This is a genomic window from Corynebacterium uberis (assembly GCF_020616335.1).
Classification (GTDB): Bacteria; Actinomycetota; Actinomycetes; order Mycobacteriales; family Mycobacteriaceae; genus Corynebacterium; species Corynebacterium uberis.
In genome coordinates, this window is sequence record NZ_CP085051.1 from 1,673,691 (window position 1) to 1,693,488 (window position 19,798).

Sequence of the window (19,798 nt, forward strand, 5' to 3'; positions counted from 1 at the left end):
CCCCCGGCCCGCCGTTTCATCGACCGCATGGCTTCCCGCCTGCCCGCCCCGCTGGGGTTGGGGATCTGGGCCACCGTGCTCATCACCGTGGCCTCCTTCGGCGCCGGGGCGATTCGCAGCCGCGGCGGCGTGTTGCGCCACCTGGGGCTGGACTTCCTTGCCTATGGGCACGGCTCCGGGATGGCTACGGTGGTGCTGTGGGTGGGTATTTTCTTGCTCATCGGCGCCTGGACATCGCTGGGTCACGAGGTCCTGACCTCCGCATACCCGGCCACCACCTCGTCGCCGCAGCCGCAGGCCGCATCGGAAGCGAGCGCTGGTGCAGCCCCCGCGAACCTGACCCGGCGCGTCTACCGCTGCCTGGTGTGGTGGATCGTCCCGCTGATCGGCGCGGCCCCGCTGCTCTCCCGCGACGTCTACTCCTACCTGATGCAAGGGGCGATGGTCCGCGACGGCTTCGACCCCTACACCCAGGGCGCGGCGATCAACCCCGGCCCGATGCTGCTGGAGGTCTCCCACGACTGGCGCAACACCACCACCCCCTATGGGCCTTTGCATCTGTGGTTGGGCCAGGGCATCACCCGGATTGTTGGTGACAACATCACCGTCGGCGTCATCTTGTACAAGCTGGTGTCCATCATCGGGTTTGCCGCCATCGCCTGGGCGATCCCTCGCCTTGCTACCCATCTGGGCGGCAACCCGGCAGTCGCGTTGTGGCTCGGGGTGGCCAATCCGGTGATGATCCTCCACCTGGTCGGCGGGATGCACAATGAGTCAATCATGGTTGGCCTGGTCAGCGTGGGGCTTGTGGCCGCTTGTCGACGCCACCTCCTCACCGCAGTCGCCCTCGTCGCCGTAGCAGTCTCCCTCAAGGCCACCGCCGCTATCGCCTTGCCGTTCATCGTCTGGATGGCCACCAACCGGTGGTCTCACCGCACACCCGATGGCGCAACGCCCACGCTTCGCCGGCGCATCGTCTGCTTCCTCGGCGCCGGGGCGCTGACCACGATCCTTGCCACCGTGGTGGTGGCCTTGGTGACGTGGATGTCCGCCTCATCCTGGGGGTGGCTGGCGGAGATCTCCGGCAACTCTAAGATCATCAACCCCCTGGCCCTGCCTTCGCTGTTGGCCGGGATGGCCACGGATTTCCTCCTGCTGTTCAACCCGGACTGGACCTTCAACGTGCCGCTTGTCATCCTGCGCCGCGCGTCCATGGTGGCCATGCTTGTGGGCTTGGTTGCGGTGTGGTGGCTGGCCCGGAAGTCGGATCGGGACGCTATTCGCGGCGTCGCCGCCGCCTACGCAGTGGCTTTTGTGTTTAACTCCGTGACGCTGCCCTGGTACTACGCCAGTCTGATTAGCCTCGTCGCGGTGACTGCGCTGCCGCGCTCGTGGGTCCAATGGGCTGCGGGGCTGTCCGTGGTCATCGCCCTGGCCTTTGCCGGGTCCGGCAACCACCAGCTCTACAACGCCGCGTGGATGGCCGGCGCAACGCTGGCGGCGTGGGCATGCGCCGCGGTGATGGGCGCTGGGGCGGCTTCATCGGGTAGGCCGACCGCTGAAGCGGCCGAAGCCTCCGGGCCCTCTAAAGCCACTGAAGCCGCTGGGGCGACCGCAGAAACCGCTGCGCAGTAGGGCGTGCACTCGCTCCTGCGGTGGCCACCCCACGGCCGCCGCGCTGCCGCTCGCCCCGGGCCGTTGCATCCTGAGCGGCGAGATGCGTGCCCAGCTCGATGCCTGACCGGCTAGAAGGCCATGGCCTGCGCGCGGCGCATGACTTCGCGGGCAAGGTGGCCGTGCAGGGCGTCGATAGGCCGTCCCGGGAGGGAATCGTCCGGCGTGAACAGATACTCGAGGATTTCCCGATCGTTGTAGCCGCCATCTGACAACAAGGCGATGACCCCCGGCACGAAGCGATTGACCGTGTTCTTCTCCCCCAGGAACGCCTCCGGGACCACGCGCACCCCCGCGTTGCGCACGGCGATGAGTTTGTGGTCATTGAGCAGGTCCATCACGCGGGTTACTACGACGCCTAAGCGCTCGGCCACCTCCGCGAGCGGCAGGAGCTTTTCTGCGGGATCGAGGCCGACATGCCCGGAGCCATCCTCAGTTGCGTAGTGCGGCGCGTTTGCTGATTGTTGATCACTCACGTCTGCCCAGTCTAGATGGCGCTACCCCCACCGGCGCCGGGGTGCCCCTGATGGCCTGCACAGGGTGCTATCCCCCATACTGGGTGACATGATTCAGCTTCAGGTCGGCGATGTCCTTGAGGGACGCTACCGCATTGATCATCCCATCGCGCGCGGCGGGATGTCCACGGTCTACCGCTGCGTCGACTTAAGGCTAGGCCGCGCCGTGGCCGCCAAGGTCATGGATGAGCGCTATGTGGCAGACCCGGTGTTTGCGCGTCGTTTCCGCCGGGAAGCACGCGCCATGGCGCAGCTGTCCCACCCCAACCTCGTGGGGGTTTATGATTTCGCCGACCACGACGACATCATGTTCCTCATCATGGAACTGATCACCGGCGGCACGCTGCGCGAGCTGCTGGCAGAGCGCGGACCCATGCCCCCGCACGCCGCGGCGGCCGTCATGGTGCCCATGCTCACGGGCCTTGCCGCGGCGCATGACCGCGGACTGATCCACCGCGACATCAAGCCGGACAACGTGCTGATCAATTCCGATCACGCCGTCAAGCTCGCCGACTTTGGGCTGGTGCGCTCGACCACCTCCCCCGGCCGCTCCACCCAACAGATCATCGGCACCGTGGGGTACCTGTCCCCAGAGCAGGTCAACGGAGCAGAGATCACCCCGGCCAGCGACGTCTACTCCGCAGGGGTGGTCCTCTTCGAACTGCTCACCGGCACCACCCCCTTCCCCGGAGGCACGGATCTGGAACGCGCTTATCGACGCCTCGATCAGCCCGTCCCCGCGCCCTCAGAACTCATCAACGGTGTGCCCCCCGTCTTCGACGACCTGGTCACCGACGCCACCTCCATCGACCCGGCCTACCGCTTCGCCGACGCCACAGAATTCCTCACCGCAACCACCCAGGCCGCCGCCGAACTGCGCCTGCCCGCATTCCGCGTGCCCGTGCCCCGCAACTCTGCTGCCAACCGCGCCGCAGCCATCCCCACCGACACCACCGGCCTGCCCGAAGCCCTCGCCGCCACCGGAATCATCACCGCCGAGCGCGGAAGCGAGGCCGTCACCGAATTCCTCGACGGCACCGACCCCGACGCCCACACCCAGCTCGTACCGGTACCGGCTCCCGTGCCCGCCCCGGCACCGGCCCCTCCTGCGGCCCCCACCGCACTGGACTTTGCCGCGCCGGATTATTCCGCACCGGAGCCCAACCCGCCCAGCGAGCTCGCCCCCGCCGGGCCGCCAGAACCGGCTCCCCCAGCCCGGCGCGCGCCACACCCCCCGGTGTGGTCCAATCGCAGCGCCGTCACCCTCACCGCCTGGATCCTGGTGGTGGCCAGCGTCATCGCCGCCGTGGCCATTGGGGGCTGGTGGTTGGGCTCCGGCCGCTACGGCGACATCCCCCAGGTATTAGGCATGGACACCTCCCAGGCCACCGCCGCAGTCATCGCCGCAGGTTTTACCCCAACTACCACCACCCGCTATGACAACGCCACCCCCAAAGAACACGTAGCCGGAATCGAACCAGCCGAGCGCGCCGTACGCGGATCGACCGTAGAAATCCAGGTCTCCCTTGGCCGTCCCGTTGTCCCCGAGCCGTCTCTTGCCGAAAACGCGGACACGTACCTGGGGCGCCTCCGCGAGGCCAGCCTGGAGCCACAACTCACACCGCGCGAGTTTTCCGATGCCGTACCCGCTGACCACGTCCTGTCCACAGATCCCGCGGCCGGCACCACCGTGGATGTTGGCGCACGCATCGCCGTCACGGTCTCCGACGGGCCCGCCCCCAGCCCCGTTCCGGATGTTTCTGGCCTGCCCATCGAGGACGCCCGCGCCATCCTCAGCGCCGCCGGTTTTACCCCGGCCTCCGGCCCCGCGGTCTTTGACCCGCACCAACGCGCCGGACGAGTATCCACCACCGACCCGCGGCCCGGCCAGCCCCTGGCCCACGGCAAGACCGTAACCCTGGTCGCCTCTACTGCCATAGAGGTCCCCGACGTCTCCGGAGCAACCGCAGATGACGCCCGCTCCCGGCTCGGCGCCGCCGGGCTGACCAGCACCACCCAGGACCGCGACCCCCAAGCCACCGGACCAGCCGACCAGGTCATCCGCACCACCCCCGGCGCAGGCTCCCTGGTCGACCCCGCTGCGCCGAACGTCACCATTATCCTGCCCGGCAAAGTGCGCTCCCCCGCGCTGGTGGGATCCACCGTGGGCCACGCGCGCCAGGAGGCCCGCGCACAAGGTTTTGAGCTTGATGCGGACTCCGCCCCCGACTCCGCTCGCATCTGGGCCCAGTCCACGCTGCCCGGGATTGCCTACTCCTACGGGACCACCATCAACGTAAAAACGCTGCGCTAGGCCACCGAGTGCGGTGGTCCAGCGCAGCGGGAAGGCTGGCGCGCCGGGCGCCAGCGAGAGGCAGCTAGCGGCTGTTAGCGGCGCAGCATCTCGGCGACCAGGAAGGCCAACTCGAGCGACTGCTGGGTGTTCAGCCGCGGGTCCACCGCGGACTCGTAGCGGCCCGGCAGATCCACGTCCGTAATATCCTCCGCGCCGCCGAGGCACTCCGTGACGTCCTCGCCCGTCAGCTCAATGTGCAGGCCACCCGGGTGGGTGCCAAGGGCACGGTGGACCTCGAAGAAGCCCTGCACCTCGTCGATGATCTTGTCAAAGTGTCGGGTCTTATACCCGTTGGACGCCGTGAAGGTGTTGCCGTGCATCGGATCGCACTGCCACACAACCTTGTGACCGGCGTCCTCCACCGCGCGGACAACGCCCGGCAGCACGTCGCGGACCTTGTCATAGCCCATCCGGGACACGAAGGTCAGCCGGCCCGGCTCCCTGTTGGGGTCCAACTTCTCCGCATAGGCCACCGCTTCCTTGGGGGTCACGGACGGGCCGATCTTCAAGCCAACTGGGTTAGCGATCATCGCCGCGAAGTTGATGTGGAATCCATCCAGGTCGCGGGTCCGCTCGCCGATCCACAGCTGGTGGGCCGATAGATCGTAGATCTTCGTCTCATCGCGCTCATCCTTGGCCAGGCGCAGCATGGCGCGCTCGTAGTCGACCAGGAGCGCCTCGTGGGAGCAGTACAGGGTCGCCGAGTGCAGCGTAGCGTCATCGACCTGGCAGGCCTGCATGAACTTCAGGCCGCGCTCGATTTCCTTGGCCAACGCCTCATAGCGCGCGCCCGCAGACGAGTTGGCCACGAACTGCCGGTTCCACTCGGTGATGCGGTAGAGATCCGCGGTTCCCGAGGCCGTCAGCGCGCGCACCATGTTCATCGCCGCGGACGCGTTAGCGTACGCGCGGATCATGCGCGCAGGGTCATGACGGCGGGCCTCCGGGGTGGGCTCGACGCCGTTGACAATGTCGCCCCGGTAATTAAGCAAGCCATTCTCGTCGGTATCGCTACTGCGCGGCTTGGCGTACTGTCCCGCGATGCGGGCAAGCTTGACCACCGGGGTGGACGCGCCATATGTCAGCACAACCGCCATTTGCAGCAAGGTCTTCACGTTGGCCTTGATGTGCGGCTCCGTGTTGGACTCAAATGTCTCGGCGCAGTCGCCTCCTTGGAGCAGGAAAGCGCGCCCCAAGGCGACGTCGGCAAGCTCTGCTTTGAGCGCCGCGATCTCCGGTGCAACGACCACCGGGGGGACGGATTCTAGGATCTTGCGAACATTGTCCGCCGCCGCGCGATCCCAGGTCGGCTGCTGCTGCGCCTCGCGCGCAAGCACATCCTCCCAGATCTCGCGGATGCCTTCTGGCAGGGGCGGCAAGTCCGGCAGGGCTTCTTTGGGAATATCTACGGTCCAACTCACGGACCTATTTAATCACACGAACCAAGATTAACGGGAAGTTTTTTCTGGAGCCGCAATATTATGCGGCATGGCGGCCGAGCCGAGCCGCTGGGCACAAATCTGGAATTTGCGTAAGTTATGGCGCGCATCCACCAACGCGTCATGGACACCCTCCGGGGCGCGCGGCAAACGGGGGCGCCCCGCAAGTTCCCACAGTTGCTTCAATTCGCGGGTATAACGCGGCATTTCTCGCGGCAACCCGGCCATATCCCCCCATAATTGTGCGATGACCACGTGGTCATAGGCGCCCACCCACGCCCACAATTCCGGCTTGGTCGGAGCACCATCGGCCGTTGTGGTGACAAAGCTGAGGATCTCCTCACGGATCTGACGCCGCGACTTCCACACAGGAGAGTCCGGGGAAGGCAATTTATCCAATACGTTTTCCCGAACCCAGGTATTCGCCGCATCCGCATCAAATTCAGCGGAAACCGCATAATATTCGCGGCCATCTTCCGCAACGATGCCCACCGAGACCAGATCGATTGTCCGACCGTCCTCGATGAACTCCGTATCGTAAAAAAACCGCACCTGCGGACGCCTTCCCTTTCATTGGGTCCTGCCGGTACCCGCCGCGGCAGCAGCCGCCGGGGCCCACAACAGTGTCTCGCAATGTCTTGCCTTGCTTCGCGCTGCCGTGCACAGCCTTGCGCTAACTTGCACAGTCTTGCACTGTCCTGCACTGTGCAGCCTAGCGCGCTCCGGCGCCTCATAGGGCCAAAACGCCTACCGCTACCCCCGGGCAACTTATAGTAATGCAGTGCCCCAACGTGTGTTGACCCATTCCCCCCGGCGCGCAGCCACCGCATTAGGCGGCCTGCTCGCCGTCATCGGACTATCCGCAGCGTGCCTAAATATGCGGGGAATTTCCCACGCAGAGGTGCATTGGGGACCATTCATCGACTACCGGGTCTACCAAGCCGGGGCCGCAGCGTGGGCGCACGGGGAGGACCTCTACGACCGCTACTTCGACATCGGCGTGATGGACCTCCCGTTTACCTATCCCCCTTTTGCCGCCCTGGTTTTTCAGCCTTTCACGCTGCTTCCCCTCCTGCCCGGCGCGCTCCTGCTCACCGCAGTCAGCGTGGCCCTGCTCTGGTACGTCATTTCCCGTTGCGTTGAGGCCGCCACCGCGCATCTGCCTGGTCTTCCCGCGATAGCCCCCGGGTGGGTGTTCGTGGCCGTGGGGGTCAGTCTGGTTTGTGAGCCGGTGCGCCAAACCCTCTATTACGGCCAGATCAATATTGTGCTCATGGGGCTAGTCGTCGCCGATCTCCTCGGGGGGCGGTCCGACACGAGGTCTGGAAGCCAACCTGGCACCCAGCCTGCTTCCCGGCGGCGCTGGCTGCCCCAGGGCGTCCTCATCGGCGTTGCCGCCGCCATCAAGCTCACCCCCGCGGTGTTTGTCTTGTACCTGCTGGTACGCCGCCGCTGGAGCGGGGCCGGGTGGGCCGTGGGAACGGCACTGGGGTGCACCGGGCTTGCGGCTGCGCTGCGCCCGAGCCTGTCGGTTCATTACTGGTCTGCAACGCTGCGCGAAACGGATCGCATTGGGGACCCAGGCTACGCCAGCAACCAGTCCATTCAGGGATTCCTGGCGCGCGCGGGAATGCCTGAAAACACGCAGTCCGCGGTGTGGATGTGTGCCTGCGTGGTGGCCGTTGCTGGCATCGCCTGGGCGGTGCACCGGGTCAGCGCGCAGCCCGGCGGCGCCCCGGCTGGCGTGATGTTGACGTCTTTTATCGCGCTGCTGTGTTCGCCGGTGTCTTGGTCCCATCACTGGGTGTGGTGGGTCCCCTTAAGCGTGCTCACGGCCTTAAGCGCACTCCACGCCCCCGATCGGCGTGACCGCCTGACCGCAGGGTGTCTTGCCGCTGTCACCGCGGCGACCGCGATCATTGGCGCCCACGGGTGGCTTCCCTACGGTGAGGGGCGGGAGGAGTCCTGGGCGCTGTGGCAGTGGCTGCCGGGCAATTCTTACCTGATTCTCGCCGTGTGCATCATCGTGGTCGCGGCGTGGCGCCCCAGCGTCTATACGGTGGCCAGCCCCCGCGTCTGATCCCCCTGGAAGGACCGGCTACTGCGCCGCCCTGCTATTCGGCACCCGGGTTTTCGCTATCAGACTTGTGCACAGTCTTGCGCACGGGCAGCGGCGCAAACAGCACGGCCACCAGGGCGAGCACCATGACGATGGCAAACCACGTGGCCTCCAACCCGAGGGCTGCCGCGACAACATAAGCGACAATCACGGCGAGTGTTGCCACGATCCGAAACACCAACAGCTGCTTGTTGTTCACCGAACTTCCACCTTCCGCTTGTTCTTCACGGTCTTGTATAACCACGTGCCGTCTGACTGAGCTTATCGACGCCGCCGGCGCCAGGCCCGCTCATCCCGTCCCACAACCTACGCTGCCGCCCGACGTCGCTGTTCCCAGCTGCCCCTGGTCTTGAGCACCCCCCGCACGCTGTTGCCGAGTGCCGCGTTGCGCACCGCGTCCCGCCCCCGCGTGGGCCGCGCTTCCACGCTCCCGGCGCGCCGCCGCCGTCTTCCACCACGAGGCTAGGCCCACGATCTGTGGTGGGTGCACTGTCCACCCCACAATCGGCACCCGTTGAATAAGCCACATCACTACCCCACCGCTGAGCGCGCAGACCATCGCTAACGCGATCCACACGCCGGGCCGATCCACTATCCGCTCGGCTTCCGGGTGGAGTTCACGGCCACCCGATAGGGACATGGGTAGCCGGTAGAGCAACGTCAGCGCCAGCGGATGGCCCAAGTAGATGGGAAGCGTATTGCGGCCCAAAAACTGCAAGGCCCGCGATAGGTACGGCACGCGGGCCACGCCTACTGCCGCCAGCACTGCCACCGGCAGCATCAAGACCTGGCCGCCGCCGCGCACGAGGGTCCACAGGTCGTTGGGCTCGATGGTGGCGGTAGGGTCCCACGGCCACAACCGCCACGGCATATCGCTCATGCCGCGTTCAACCAGGAGGTACCACACCGCGTAGCACCCAAAGCCGGCGACGTAGGCGCACGTGGATCCCACGATCGCCCCCGGGGTAAAGCCCCGTCCCGCAAAGCCGCGCACGGATTGTGACCAGCGCAGGCCCACGATAAAAATGGGCAAATACATAATGAATTTACCCACCGTGTCCACCTGCGCATTCAGGGGCAAAAGGAGGATGGGGCTCAGCGATATCAGCAGCGCCGCCCAGCGTGGCAGCCGCCGCGTCAACCACGCGATGAGGTTAAAGGCCACCAGCACGTAAAGGAACCAATACATGTTGAGGGCCTGCGCAATGAGCACCACATAGTGCCACACCCCGGGCAGCTCATAGTCCGGCCATATCGAGCGCTCATACTCGGCGGCAAAGATCTCCACCGGCGCCCACACCACGTAGGGAACCACAAAGAACCACAGCCGCCGCGAGAACAGATCCCACAGGCTATAGCGCAGAATCTTGGTGGAGAACATGCCACTGACCAGGAAGAACAGGGGCATTCTCAGGGGGTCAAGCAGGTGGTTGACCTGGGCGATGAAGGAATCTGTCCCATACGGAACCACCAGGCTGACATGGAGGACCACCACTCCCAAGATGGACACGCCTTTGGCCACGTCCGGCCAGGCCAACCGCGGGGATGCTGGAGAAGCGGCGGTCGGGGCCGGCGTGGCGCCGGGCAGAAGTGGAGTAGCTACCATGATCGGAAGGAAACGGGTACCCCTTTGGTATTCATCAGCATTCGGTTGACTTTCTCCGCTCACGTTACAGGCAGAAAGCCAGCGATTGCTAAGAATCCCCCACCAGGCGCACGGCCACACGCACGTGCACCTGGCCCCGTAAGTCCGAAGCGGCTAGCCGCGCATCTTTTCTGGGCGGGTTTCCAGCTCGCCGCCGGGCTCTGTTCCCTGCGGGTAGCCTTCGGCTTGCTCCAGGGACTTCTTCACGCCCGTGGCATATGCATCTACGTAGGGGTAGCCGGTCAAGGCGGACAGGGTGTGCATGAGGTGGTCGGTCAGTGCCCGGGCTGCCTCCGGGGTGGCGGGGTCATAGCCGTGCTCGTGGGCCCATTGCACCGGGTGGATCGGCTCACCGACGACCATGCGCACGGTATGGGGGCGCGGGATCCAGCTGCCGATGGGGTTGGCCTTCCGCGAGCCGATCATGCCCACGGGAACGATGTCATGGCCGGAGGCCAGGCCCAGCCGAGCAACGCCCGTGTGGCCACGGTAGATGCGCCCATCGGGAGAGCGGGTGCCTTCGGGGTAGATGCCAAACAGATCACCGCGCGCAAACACCTCATTGGCTGCGCGGGCGACATCATCTGCAGCGTGCTCAGAGCCGCGGTCTACCGGCACCTGCCCCACGGCGGTGAAGAACCACTTTTGCAGCCGGCCCACCACACCGGGGGTGGTGAAGTACTCGGACTTGGCCGGGAAGGTTATTTGGCGCGGGCACATCAGCGGGAAGTAGAAGGAGTCCATGACCGCTTGGTGGGTGGATGCCAGGATGGCGGGCCCGTGGGCGGGGATGTTGTCCAGGCCTGTGATCTGCGGGCGGTTCCAGACCCGCAGTGCGGGGCCGAACAGAATGTTCTTAAACGTCCAGTACCACTTGTTGTGCATTGCGTTGTCCTTAAAATCCTGTTCGTGGTGGTCACCCGGGCAGGGCGCATCCTGGCCGCTGGCCGCGCCCGCGCACCGTCCCCGCGGCAGCAGTTAGCGTGCGGGGGTGGTGGCATCCTGCGTGAAGATGCAGGTGTGCGGCTACGGTTCCTCTGCAACGAGGGAGCGCGCCAAATCAGCCACTCCGATCATACCTGCCGCTGCCCCTAGCTCAGCAGTCTCCACCCGTGCGAGCGGGCGGTAGCCGGTGCCCACAATCTGGGAGGCGAATTGCTCGGTGGCTGCCGGCAGGTAGAGATCGGAGTCGTTGGATACCCCGCCGCCGAGCACAATGAGTTCGGGGTCGAGGATGTCCGCCACGATGGACAGCCCCTGGCCGAGCCAGGCAGCAAATTCGTCGACGATGGCCACTCCCGCGGCGTCCCCGCGCCGCGCGGCATCCATGATCAGCGGGCCGTTGACGGCGGTGGGGTCACGGCGGACTTTGGCGGCCAGCTCCGAGCCTAGGAATCTGCGGCTGTGCACCAGTTCCACCGCGGAATCGAGCAGCGCGGTGCCAGAGCAGTAGCGTTCCAGGCATCCGAGTTTTCCGCACGGGCAGGCGCGCCCGCCGGGCACAACGGTCAGGTGCCCAAATTCGGGCGCCGTGCCGTAGGCGCCGCGGAAGATCTCCCCGCCAGTCATCAGCGTCGCCCCGATGCCGGTTCCTACCGCGAACAGCACCCAAGTGTCTACCCCCCGCGCCGCGCCGAAACGGTATTCACCCCATGCGGCGGAGTTGGCGTCGTGTTCCAGGCGCACCGGCAGCCCCAGCCGGTCCTGCAGCATCTTGCGCACGGGTGCGTCGCGCCACGGTAGGTGGGGGGCAAATCGCACGCGTTCGCACTCCGCATCGAGGAACCCCGCCACGGCCACGCCGACGGCGGCGATCTGGTGATCGGCACGCAGCTCTGCGACCAGCTGTTCGATTCCGGCTTCCATGCCTGCCGGGGTTTTTGGCGAGGGCAGCGAGCGCGTCTCAATGATGCAGCCTGCCGCATCGACAACGCTGGCCCGCATGTTTGTTCCCCCAATGTCAAAGCCAACCGTCAGCGCGCGCGAGTGCTCGGTCATAGCTTGGGGGCCTCCATCTGGCAGCGGGCAAATATCGCTTGATTATAGGCCACGGCCTGAGCTACCCCAGCATTGCTCGGAATCGTTGACCCATGCGCTGCCATCCCCAGTGCTTTTCGACGCCCCTGCGCCCCGCCGCCCCCATCCGTGCGCGCCGCTGCGGGTCACCCAACAACCGATCGAGGTGGCGCACAAGTTGCGCGACGTCATACCCGTTGACCACCACTCCCGCATCCGGAGCCACCGTCTCCGGGGCTCCACCCGAGCGCCCCGCGATCACCGGCACCCCACTAGCCTGGGCCTCCAAGTAGACGATGCCCAGGCCTTCAACATCCATGCCCGCCCACCGGGTACGTGCCGGCATGGCCACCACATCCGCGCTTGCCACGATGCCCCGCATGGTGGGTTCATCGACGCAACCGCAGAAGCGCACGCTGTCCCCCAGTGGGGCCGCCAGGCGCCGCAGCGTGGACTCGTAGCTGCCCGTGCCGGCCAACACCAGGGTGAGGCCGGGATGGCGCTCCCGCAACCGCGCTACGGCGGCGATGAGTTGATCTTGTCCCTTGCGGGGCACTAAACGCGACACACACGCCACAATCGGCCCCGAGCCGAGGCCGTGGGCGTTGCGGAATTCCGCCCGCTCGTGCGCGCTGAAGGGGCGAAAGGCGTCCACGTCCACTCCTGAGGGCATCCACTCATAGCGCGGATGCTCACCGAAGGCGCCCCGCAGGCGCTGCAGGGTGTAGGTGGAAATGTAGGTGATCACGTCCACGTGGTTGCCAATCCAGCGCAGCGCCTGGCGCCCCCCGGGCAAGTGCGCCCACCCGATTTCGTGGCCGTGGGTGGAGGCGAGGATGCACCGCGCGCCCGCGGCCCGGGCCGCCCCCGCCAGCAGTGCCAAAGGAGCGCAGGCACCAAACCACACCGTGTCTATCCCGTGGGTGCGGATGAGCTGCTGCATAGCCCGCGCCACCGCCGGGGTGGGAAGCATTAGCCCGTGTGGCCACCGCACCACCTCATAGGCAGCCTGCTCGTCCCAGCGAGCTACCCCCTCACCCCGGGTGGAGGCGAAGACCACCAGCGATTCTGGATCCAGCTGCGCACAGTAGTCGCGCACGTACGATTCGATCCCGCCGATATGCGGCGGGAAATCGTTGGTCACCACCAGGGTCTTAGCCATGCCCCCACCTTAATGGGCGGGCGCAGCGACCTAGAAACGCGCAGCGCCAGACACCGGCATCGAATTGACGGAGACAACCTGGACGGGGATGCCGTAATCCGCGGCGTGCACGATCTGCCCATCCCCGATGTACATGCCCACGTGGGAGCCGCCGTAGTAGCCCACCACGTCGCCGGGCTGAAGCTGATCCATGGACACCGGGGTGCCGCCGGACAGCTGGGCTTGGGACGTCCGCGGGATGCTCATCCCCTGCTTGCCGTAGGCCCAGTAAATCAGGCCGGAACAGTCAAAGGCGTCCGGGCCCGTAGCGCCCCAGGAGTACGGGGCACCAACCTTGCTGAGCGCAGCCTCCACCGCGTTCATGCTGGCTTCGGAGGATCCCGCGCTGATGGCAGAGGCCATGTTCTCGCGCAGGGTGTTGGTCACCCGCTCGACATCGATAGCCACCGGGTTGTTCTTGTTTTCCCAGCGCTGACGCTCCTCCTCATTGAGGGCGTCCACGCGTTCCTTGATGCCCTGGACCTGCTTGTCCAGGTTGTCCTTCTCCTGGCGCAGCTTCTCCAGGCTTTCTTCCAACTTGGAGTGCTCAAAACGCGCGGTGGCCGTCTGCCGGAACGCCGCGTCTTGCTTCTCTGCGGCATCCTGCGTCGCGGCGGTCAGTTGGCGAATCGCCTCGTCCTTATTGCGCGACAGGGTGCCCAGGTAGGCGGCGCGGTCAATGGCGCTCTGGGGGTCGGTTGCCCCCAGCGTGGTGATCTCGCGGTTGAGGTTAGACAGCCGGTAGCGCGAGCCGGCCAGGTGGTCGAGCTGCTCGCGAGCGGTCTTTTCTTGCGCCAACGCCTCTTGTGCTTGCTGCGCGGCCTCTTCCGCGCCCTTTTGAATGGCGTCAACTTCCTCAGAGCTGCGGTTGACGTCGTCTTCTAGTTGCTTAACTTCCTCGTTCTTGGCTGCGGCCTCGCGGGAGACCTCCCCCATGTCCTTGATCAGATCATCAAGCTCATCCGCCCCGGCAAATGGGGCGAGTCCTGCAACCAACAGGACGGAGGTACCAGTTACAACAACACGGCGCAGGTGGTGAGGCGCGCCGGAAAGAAGGTGAGACACGAGGCAGGCTCCGTTACTAAAAAGTGACGTTCGACGAGAATCAACAATAGCCGCATCGGGCACTTTGGTCTAGTGCCACAACGACGTGTGACCAGTGGTGTTAATGTGACAAACCCCCGCCCACCCCCGCTGTGCGCGGAGGTCGTGGGACGGGGGCGTCGAAAAGCGTGTTCTTAGAAGCGAACCGCGGAGTGGAACGGCATGTAGTCCAGCGGACGCTCGCCGACGGGGGTGCCGGAATTCAGGGCGTCAATGATCATCCCGTTGCCAATGTAGATACCCACGTGGCTGGCGCCGCCATAGAAGGCGACGATGTCACCGGGCTGGAGATCGTTGTAAGAAACCTGGGTGCCGGAGGAAGCCTGAGCCTGCGAAGTGCGCGGGATGGACTTGCCCACCTGGGAGTAGACCCAGGAGGTGAAACCGGAGCAGTCGAAGGCGTTCGGGCCCGCGGCGCCGTAGACGTAGGGCGAACCGATCTTGGTGCGCGCGATGTTGACAATCTGCTGGCCAACAGAGGAGACCGCGGCCGGGGCCGAGGGGGACGTCGAGCCGGAGGGGTTGATCGCGGCGGCGGCCGGGGCGAAGGAGGCAGAACCCTGATCAGCCACATTGAGCAGCTGGTTCCCACCGGGCACGGCATTGAGGAAACCAACGCCGGGGATCGCGTCAACGCCCGGAACCTGCACCGAGAGGTCCGTCTGCGGGACATTGATGGTGGCGGCGTGAGCGGCGGTCGGGGCCAGAACGGTGGCTCCCACGGCGAGGGCAGAAGCGGCGGCGATACGACGAGAAGTCTTGCTCTCCTGCCGACGGTGCGTAGTCACGAATGAATCTCCAAATCTTCCTGTTTGTTGCCTACCGGGTTAGCTGTCGGGTTGGGAATCGGAATCTCCCCCTCCCGCTCCTCACTGTGTGGCGTCGCCCTTACGGGCTGCCGCTCACCGTGGTCTCACGGAAGGCTCACCCCAGAAGTTGTTCTGGGTCCCCGGCTCGCTGTCACACACTGACTGCTTAGTAGAAAGAAACGGTGTTCCTGCCTACCAACCATGAGTGTCAGTGTCGATAGCGACTCGGCGTCTTTATCGGTTCATGTTCTTGCTCCCGGGACGATGCCCCGCTTGCGAAGTCTCGATTAGGTTACGAAACGGCAACGATCGTTGTCCAACTCGACGCGCCGAGAGGCATCGTTATCAAGCCGTTACCAAAAGGTTGCAGAAAATTTGCAAAACCGGCACCCCCGCCCACACCCGCCGCGCCAGCGCTGCTTACACCCGACATTTCTGCGCCTGACCTGGACCTTTGCGCGGCTCCTAGGTGAGCCCCCAAGGGCTCCCCCGCGGCCGAAACCAAGGGTAGCCTCCGCGTCAGAAAAGAAAATTGTGTCCTTGGTCACACGTCCATGATAACGGTCCCATAAACCCCTCTAGTCACACCATCAACAGCTTTTCGACGCCCTCGTACCGCCCCTCACCCGACCTTCAGGTAGTGCAGGAGCACCACTACCGAACCCACCGAATCGCCCTAGACCACAACACCGCTTGCGCTCGTTCGGCCATAAAGGTCTAGGTGCTAACTTCCGGCTCATCCGAAGGTTCACACCTACCGCGCTACTCCCCTAGCCGCGAGAGCACCGGACGGGCTGCCAGTTCTGCTGGTGGTCCGGGTCTCCGCTACCCCAAGACAGCGCGGTAGGGCCATTTGCGAGCCTGAGAGGCCCGTACAGGGGTCTCTCGCGCTCCCGTGGCGCCGCTTGGTTGCCCGTGAGCGCTAGTAGCATGCTCGGGCCTGTCGCGGGCGGGCGAACGCCTGCGTTGACACCACCGTCTGGGCTGTTGTCACCACAACCACGCGCACCTCTATATAGGGGAGACAAAAAACAAGCCCGATCCCCCACCCGCGAGCGCGGCAGGTGGGGGATCGGGCTTTTATGGGGCGCGCTATGGGCGCCTGGCCGGCCCCGAAGGGCCGCGCCGGGGAGGGACAGGACTTAGTCCTTCTTCTCCTCATCATCACGACGGTGTGCCTCGTTGAGGTTGGCCAGCGTCTGGGCCTCTTCCTCATGGTTGGCGTGCCGGATGGAGCGCTTCTTGCGCTGGATGTCCTCCGGGTCCGGCTTGAGCAGGCCGTAGGACTCCGAGTCGGCGAAGCCAAGCCGGTTCATCTGCTTGGGCACCTTGGCGCCCGCGTAGGGCAGCGGGACCGGGTGGCCGTGCTCGTCCACCGGGCCGAGCGGCTGGTGGATTTCGATGAACGCACCGTTGGCCATCTGCTTGATCACACCGGTCTCGATGCCGTGCTCCAGCACCTCACGGTCGGAGCGCTGCAGGCCGATGCAGATCCGGTAGGTCAGGAAGTAGGCCACCGGGGGCAGGATGATCAGGCCGATGCGGCCAACCCAGGTCATCGCGTTCAGCGAGATCTGGAAGAAGTGGGCAATGATGTCGTTTCCGCCGGAGAGCGTGAGCAGGACGAAGAAGGTCAGGCCCATGGCGCCCAGTGCGGAACGCACCGGCACGTCGCGGGGACGCTGCAGCAGGTTGTGGTGCGCGTCATCGCCAGTGATCTTCTTCTCGATGAACGGGTAGGCGAACAGGAGCACAACCATCAGGCCAGCCAGGAGCGCCACCCAGAACACACCGGGGATGGTGTAGCCGAAGATGTAGAGCTCCCATGCGGGCATGACACGCGCGGCACCGTCTGTCCACAGCATGTAAATGTCAGGCTGCGAACCCGCGGAGACCTGCGAGGGGTTGTAGGGCCCCAGCGTCCAGATGGCGTTGATGGTGGTCAGGCCAGCCATCAGTGCCAGCACCGCGGCGGTCATCAGGCCGAAGCCGATCGCCTTGATGGCGAAGACGGGCATGATGCGCACGCCGACCACGTTGTTCTCCGTGCGACCGGCACCCGGGAACTGGGTGTGCTTCTGGTACCAGACCAGCGCCAGGTGTGCGGCAATCAGGCCGAGCAGGATGCCCGGGATGATGAGCACGTGGGCGATGTAGAAGCGGTCGAGCATGAGGTCCGACGGGAAGTCGCCGCCGAAGATCATCCAGTGCAGCCAGGTGCCGATGATCGGCAAGCCGACGATGATGGCGGACATAATCCGCAGGCCCACGCCGGAGAGCAGGTCGTCGGGCAGGGAGTAGCCCAGGAAGCCCTCGGCCATACCCAGCACGACGAGCGTGCAGCCGATGATCCAGTTGGCCTCACGGGGGCGTCGGAAAGCACCCGTGAAGAAGATGCGCAGCATGTGCGCAACCATGGAGAACATGAACATCAGCGCGGCCCAGTGGTGCATCTGGCGCACGAACAGGCCGCCGCGCACCTCGAAGGAGATGTTCAGCGCGGATTCATAGGCGCGCGACATTTCCACACCGTTAAGCGGTAGGTACGCGCCGTCGTAGATCACCTTGGTGATCGACGGGTCGAAGAACAGGGTGAGGTACACGCCGGTGAGCAGCAGGATGATGAAGCTGTACAGTGCCAGCTCGCCCAGCATGAATGACCAGTGGGTCGGGAAGACCTTGTTGATCTGGGTCCGGATCATGCCGGAAGCGGTGTACCGGGAATCGATGTTGTCGCCGATCTCGGCGAGTTTGTTACTCATTATGACTTACGCTCCCAGAATGCCGGGCCAAGCGGTTCAACGAAGTTGTCCTTGGCAATGAGGTAGCCTTCTTCATCCACCGTAATCGGCAGCTGCGGCAGAGCGCGGGCGGCCGGCCCGAAGATGGGCTTGCCGTATTGCAGCGCGTCGAACTGCGACTGGTGGCAGGGGCAGAGAATACGGTTGGTCTGCGCCTCATACAGTGAGGTGGGGCAGCCAATGTGCGTGCAGATCTTGGAGTAGGCGTAGTAATCGCCGTAGTGGAAGTCCTCCTGGCCTTGGCGCTCGGTCACGCGCTTGGCATCCGAGTTACGCAGCCGGATGAGCATGACCGCGTTGCGCGGGCCGTGGATGGAGTGCATGTGCTTCTCGTAGACGTCGCGCTTGGGATCGTAAAGATCACCATCGTTGACGTCTTCCGCCGCGAGCGGGAACACGGTCTCCATGGCCGCAGCGTCCAGATCTTCCGGACGCATGCGCACCAGGCGGGACACGCCCTCGGTGGTGTGGTGCGAACCGGTAGCCGTGGTGTGCGGCTGCGCTACCGCGCCGGTATCCCGGCCGAGGTAGAGCTTGACGCCCTTTTCGTGCAGGGTCCAGCCGGAGGTCCACAGGGTGCCGTCGCCGGCGTAGGTCAGCTCCCCGCGCTTCCACGGGTTCTTGATCATGCCGCCGAGCGGCGCGACCACGACAAGACCGGTGACTACAGCACCCAGGCCGAGTAGGCCTTGCAGGGCTTTGCGACGCCCCAGGGTGGAGGTGGTCCACGCATCGTTGAGCAGTGCGGTCAGCGTGCGACGATCCACCTCATCGGAGGGACCGTCGTGCCGGGTCTGCACGGAGATCTCTTCGGGGATGATCTTCTTCACGTACTGGATGATGAAGACCGCCAGCGAAAGGATGCACAGGCCCGCGGTGATGCCGAGCAGCGGCGTGTAGAAGGTGTAGAGCCACAGGCCCTTGTCACCGTGACCCTTGTAGTGCCAGGGCCAGAACAGGTAAGTGGCCAGGAAGCCCAGGCCGGCAACGATGCCGAGCGTCAGCCAGATACCCAAGCCGATCCCGGCGCGCTTCTCGGACGGGTCACCCGCGACGGGGAAGCGCTCCTTGCGGTAAGCAACCGTCACGCCATCGAGCTCGGTGCCCAGACGCGCGAGGTCATCATTGCTCATCGAGCGGAGTTCCTGCTCGGTGTAGGTGTGTGTTTCGTGGTTACTCATGAGCGCGTTCCAATCCAAGCTGCAGCGGCAATGAGAGCAACGAGGCCGACAGCCCACATGAAGAAGCCCTCAGAGACCGGGCCCAACCCGCCGAGGCTCCAGCCACCGGGGCTGGGGGTTTCCTTGGCGGACTTAATGTAAGCAATGATGTCCTTCTTCTCGTCGGCCGAAAGCTGGCGGTCGGAGAACTTGGGCATATTCTGCGGGCCGGTGAGCATGGCCTGGTAGATCTCCTGCTCATTGGCAGGGTTCAGGCCGGGCGCGTACTTACCGGAGGAAAGGGCTCCGCCTCGCCCGGTGAAGTTGTGGCAGGAGGCGCAGTTCAGACGGAACAGCTCGGAGCCACGGGCCACATCGGCCGGGTCGATCTTGCCGTCGAAGTTTGCGCCACGCAGGGCGTCCATGGCGATGGAGCCGTCTTCGTTACGCACGAGCTCCGGGCCGCCACCGTTGGCGGCGACGAAGGCTGCCATTGCCAGGGCCTGCTGCTCGGTGTAGCGGGGCTTCTTGCGCTCCGCCTGGGCGTCATTAGACATCATGGGCATACGGCCCGAGTGCACCTGGAAGTACACAGAGCCTTCGCCGACACCAATCAGCGAGGGGCCGCGGGCCTTGATGCCCTGCAGGTTCGCACCGTGGCAGGTGACACAGGCGACGTCGTAAATATCCTTGCCCTCTTGGATCAGGGCTTGATCGTCACGGCTAGCAGTCGCGGTCTGTGCATCGGGAGTCAGTGCGCTGGCAAGCACGCCCGCGCCGGTAAGGCCGAGGGTGAGCGCGAGGGCGCCACCGGCGGTCCGACGCATCTTGCGCCGGTTCCTCACCTTGGTACCCGAGGCGGACGCCGGAGCCGGCCGCTCGGTGTTCTGAGTGTTTTTCATCATTTCCCTTATGAGCTGTGATTCGTGGAGGTCTATCCCGCAGCCGAGGGGTTCGAG

The 19,798-nt window shown here is 65.2% G+C and carries 16 protein-coding genes and 1 riboswitch; of the genes, 3 read left to right on the top strand and 13 right to left on the bottom strand.

Annotation, left to right across the window (positions count from 1 at the left end):
- Positions 1-27: 27 nt before the first annotated feature.
- A complete protein-coding gene (locus LH390_RS07675; RefSeq protein WP_399524476.1) occupies positions 28-1,635 on the top strand; it encodes an alpha-(1->6)-mannopyranosyltransferase A in 1,608 nt (535 codons plus the stop codon).
- A 110-nt stretch (positions 1,636-1,745) separates the two neighbouring features.
- Here LH390_RS07675 and LH390_RS07680 read toward each other — a convergent pair whose 3' ends face one another.
- Positions 1,746-2,150 carry an Rv2175c family DNA-binding protein gene (locus LH390_RS07680; protein ID WP_346344280.1) on the bottom strand — a complete coding sequence of 135 codons (405 nt, stop codon included), beginning with the start codon at positions 2,148-2,150 and terminating at the stop codon, positions 1,746-1,748.
- 88 nt (positions 2,151-2,238) lie between these two features.
- On the opposite strand from LH390_RS07680, the gene LH390_RS11590 reads away from it, so the two are divergent.
- Entirely contained in the window at positions 2,239-4,503 is a 2,265-nt protein-coding gene (locus LH390_RS11590; RefSeq protein ID WP_269961590.1) for a Stk1 family PASTA domain-containing Ser/Thr kinase, read from the top strand.
- A gap of 74 nt (positions 4,504-4,577) precedes the next feature.
- On the opposite strand, the gene LH390_RS07700 is transcribed toward LH390_RS11590, so the two are convergent.
- The gene (locus LH390_RS07700) at positions 4,578-5,966 is read right to left on the bottom strand and encodes a class II 3-deoxy-7-phosphoheptulonate synthase (protein ID WP_227281867.1); all 1,389 of its coding nucleotides are present in this window, start codon (positions 5,964-5,966) and stop codon (positions 4,578-4,580) included.
- 27 nt (positions 5,967-5,993) lie between these two features.
- On the bottom strand, positions 5,994-6,536 hold the full coding sequence (locus tag LH390_RS07705; protein WP_227281866.1) for a polyadenylate-specific 3'-exoribonuclease AS: 543 nt from the start codon (positions 6,534-6,536) through the stop codon (positions 5,994-5,996).
- Positions 6,537-6,765: 229 nt separating this feature from the next.
- Between LH390_RS07705 and LH390_RS07710 the strand changes: the two genes are divergently transcribed.
- Positions 6,766-8,064: a glycosyltransferase 87 family protein gene (locus tag LH390_RS07710; RefSeq protein WP_227281865.1), complete on the top strand. Its 1,299-nt coding sequence runs from the start codon at positions 6,766-6,768 to the stop codon at positions 8,062-8,064.
- A 34-nt stretch (positions 8,065-8,098) separates the two neighbouring features.
- On the opposite strand, the gene LH390_RS07715 is transcribed toward LH390_RS07710, so the two are convergent.
- From LH390_RS07715 to qcrC, 10 genes are all read right to left on the bottom strand, one after another.
- Positions 8,099-8,302 carry a hypothetical protein gene (locus LH390_RS07715; RefSeq protein ID WP_227281864.1) on the bottom strand — a complete coding sequence of 68 codons (204 nt, stop codon included), beginning with the start codon at positions 8,300-8,302 and terminating at the stop codon, positions 8,099-8,101.
- Positions 8,303-8,392: 90 nt separating this feature from the next.
- Positions 8,393-9,709, bottom strand: a complete 1,317-nt coding sequence (locus tag LH390_RS07720) for an acyltransferase family protein (protein WP_227281863.1) — start codon at positions 9,707-9,709, stop codon at positions 8,393-8,395.
- A gap of 153 nt (positions 9,710-9,862) precedes the next feature.
- Complete coding sequence (locus LH390_RS07725) at positions 9,863-10,633, bottom strand: lysophospholipid acyltransferase family protein (RefSeq protein WP_227281862.1); 771 nt, start codon at positions 10,631-10,633, stop codon at positions 9,863-9,865.
- Between the two features lie 141 nt (positions 10,634-10,774).
- Positions 10,775-11,746: an ROK family protein gene (locus LH390_RS07730; RefSeq protein ID WP_227281861.1), complete on the bottom strand. Its 972-nt coding sequence runs from the start codon at positions 11,744-11,746 to the stop codon at positions 10,775-10,777.
- A gap of 61 nt (positions 11,747-11,807) precedes the next feature.
- Entirely contained in the window at positions 11,808-12,926 is a 1,119-nt protein-coding gene (locus LH390_RS07735) for a glycosyltransferase family 4 protein (protein WP_227324249.1), read from the bottom strand.
- 30 nt (positions 12,927-12,956) lie between these two features.
- Complete coding sequence (locus tag LH390_RS07740) at positions 12,957-14,030, bottom strand: NlpC/P60 family protein (protein WP_227281859.1); 1,074 nt, start codon at positions 14,028-14,030, stop codon at positions 12,957-12,959.
- 173 nt (positions 14,031-14,203) lie between these two features.
- Positions 14,204-14,857 (bottom strand): C40 family peptidase, encoded by a 654-nt coding sequence (locus LH390_RS07745; RefSeq protein ID WP_227281858.1) that lies wholly within the window; start codon positions 14,855-14,857, stop codon positions 14,204-14,206.
- A gap of 13 nt (positions 14,858-14,870) precedes the next feature.
- A riboswitch (cyclic di-AMP (ydaO/yuaA leader) is annotated at positions 14,871-15,052 on the bottom strand.
- A gap of 968 nt (positions 15,053-16,020) precedes the next feature.
- Positions 16,021-17,640, bottom strand: a complete 1,620-nt coding sequence (qcrB, locus tag LH390_RS07750; protein ID WP_227281857.1) for a cytochrome bc1 complex cytochrome b subunit — start codon at positions 17,638-17,640, stop codon at positions 16,021-16,023.
- Entirely contained in the window at positions 17,640-18,860 is a 1,221-nt protein-coding gene (gene qcrA / locus LH390_RS07755) for a cytochrome bc1 complex Rieske iron-sulfur subunit (RefSeq protein ID WP_227281856.1), read from the bottom strand. The genes qcrB and qcrA overlap by 1 nt, the downstream gene beginning before the upstream one ends.
- Positions 18,857-19,744 carry a cytochrome bc1 complex diheme cytochrome c subunit gene (gene qcrC / locus LH390_RS07760; protein ID WP_227337362.1) on the bottom strand — a complete coding sequence of 296 codons (888 nt, stop codon included), beginning with the start codon at positions 19,742-19,744 and terminating at the stop codon, positions 18,857-18,859. The genes qcrA and qcrC overlap by 4 nt, the downstream gene beginning before the upstream one ends.
- Positions 19,745-19,798 lie beyond the last annotated feature (54 nt).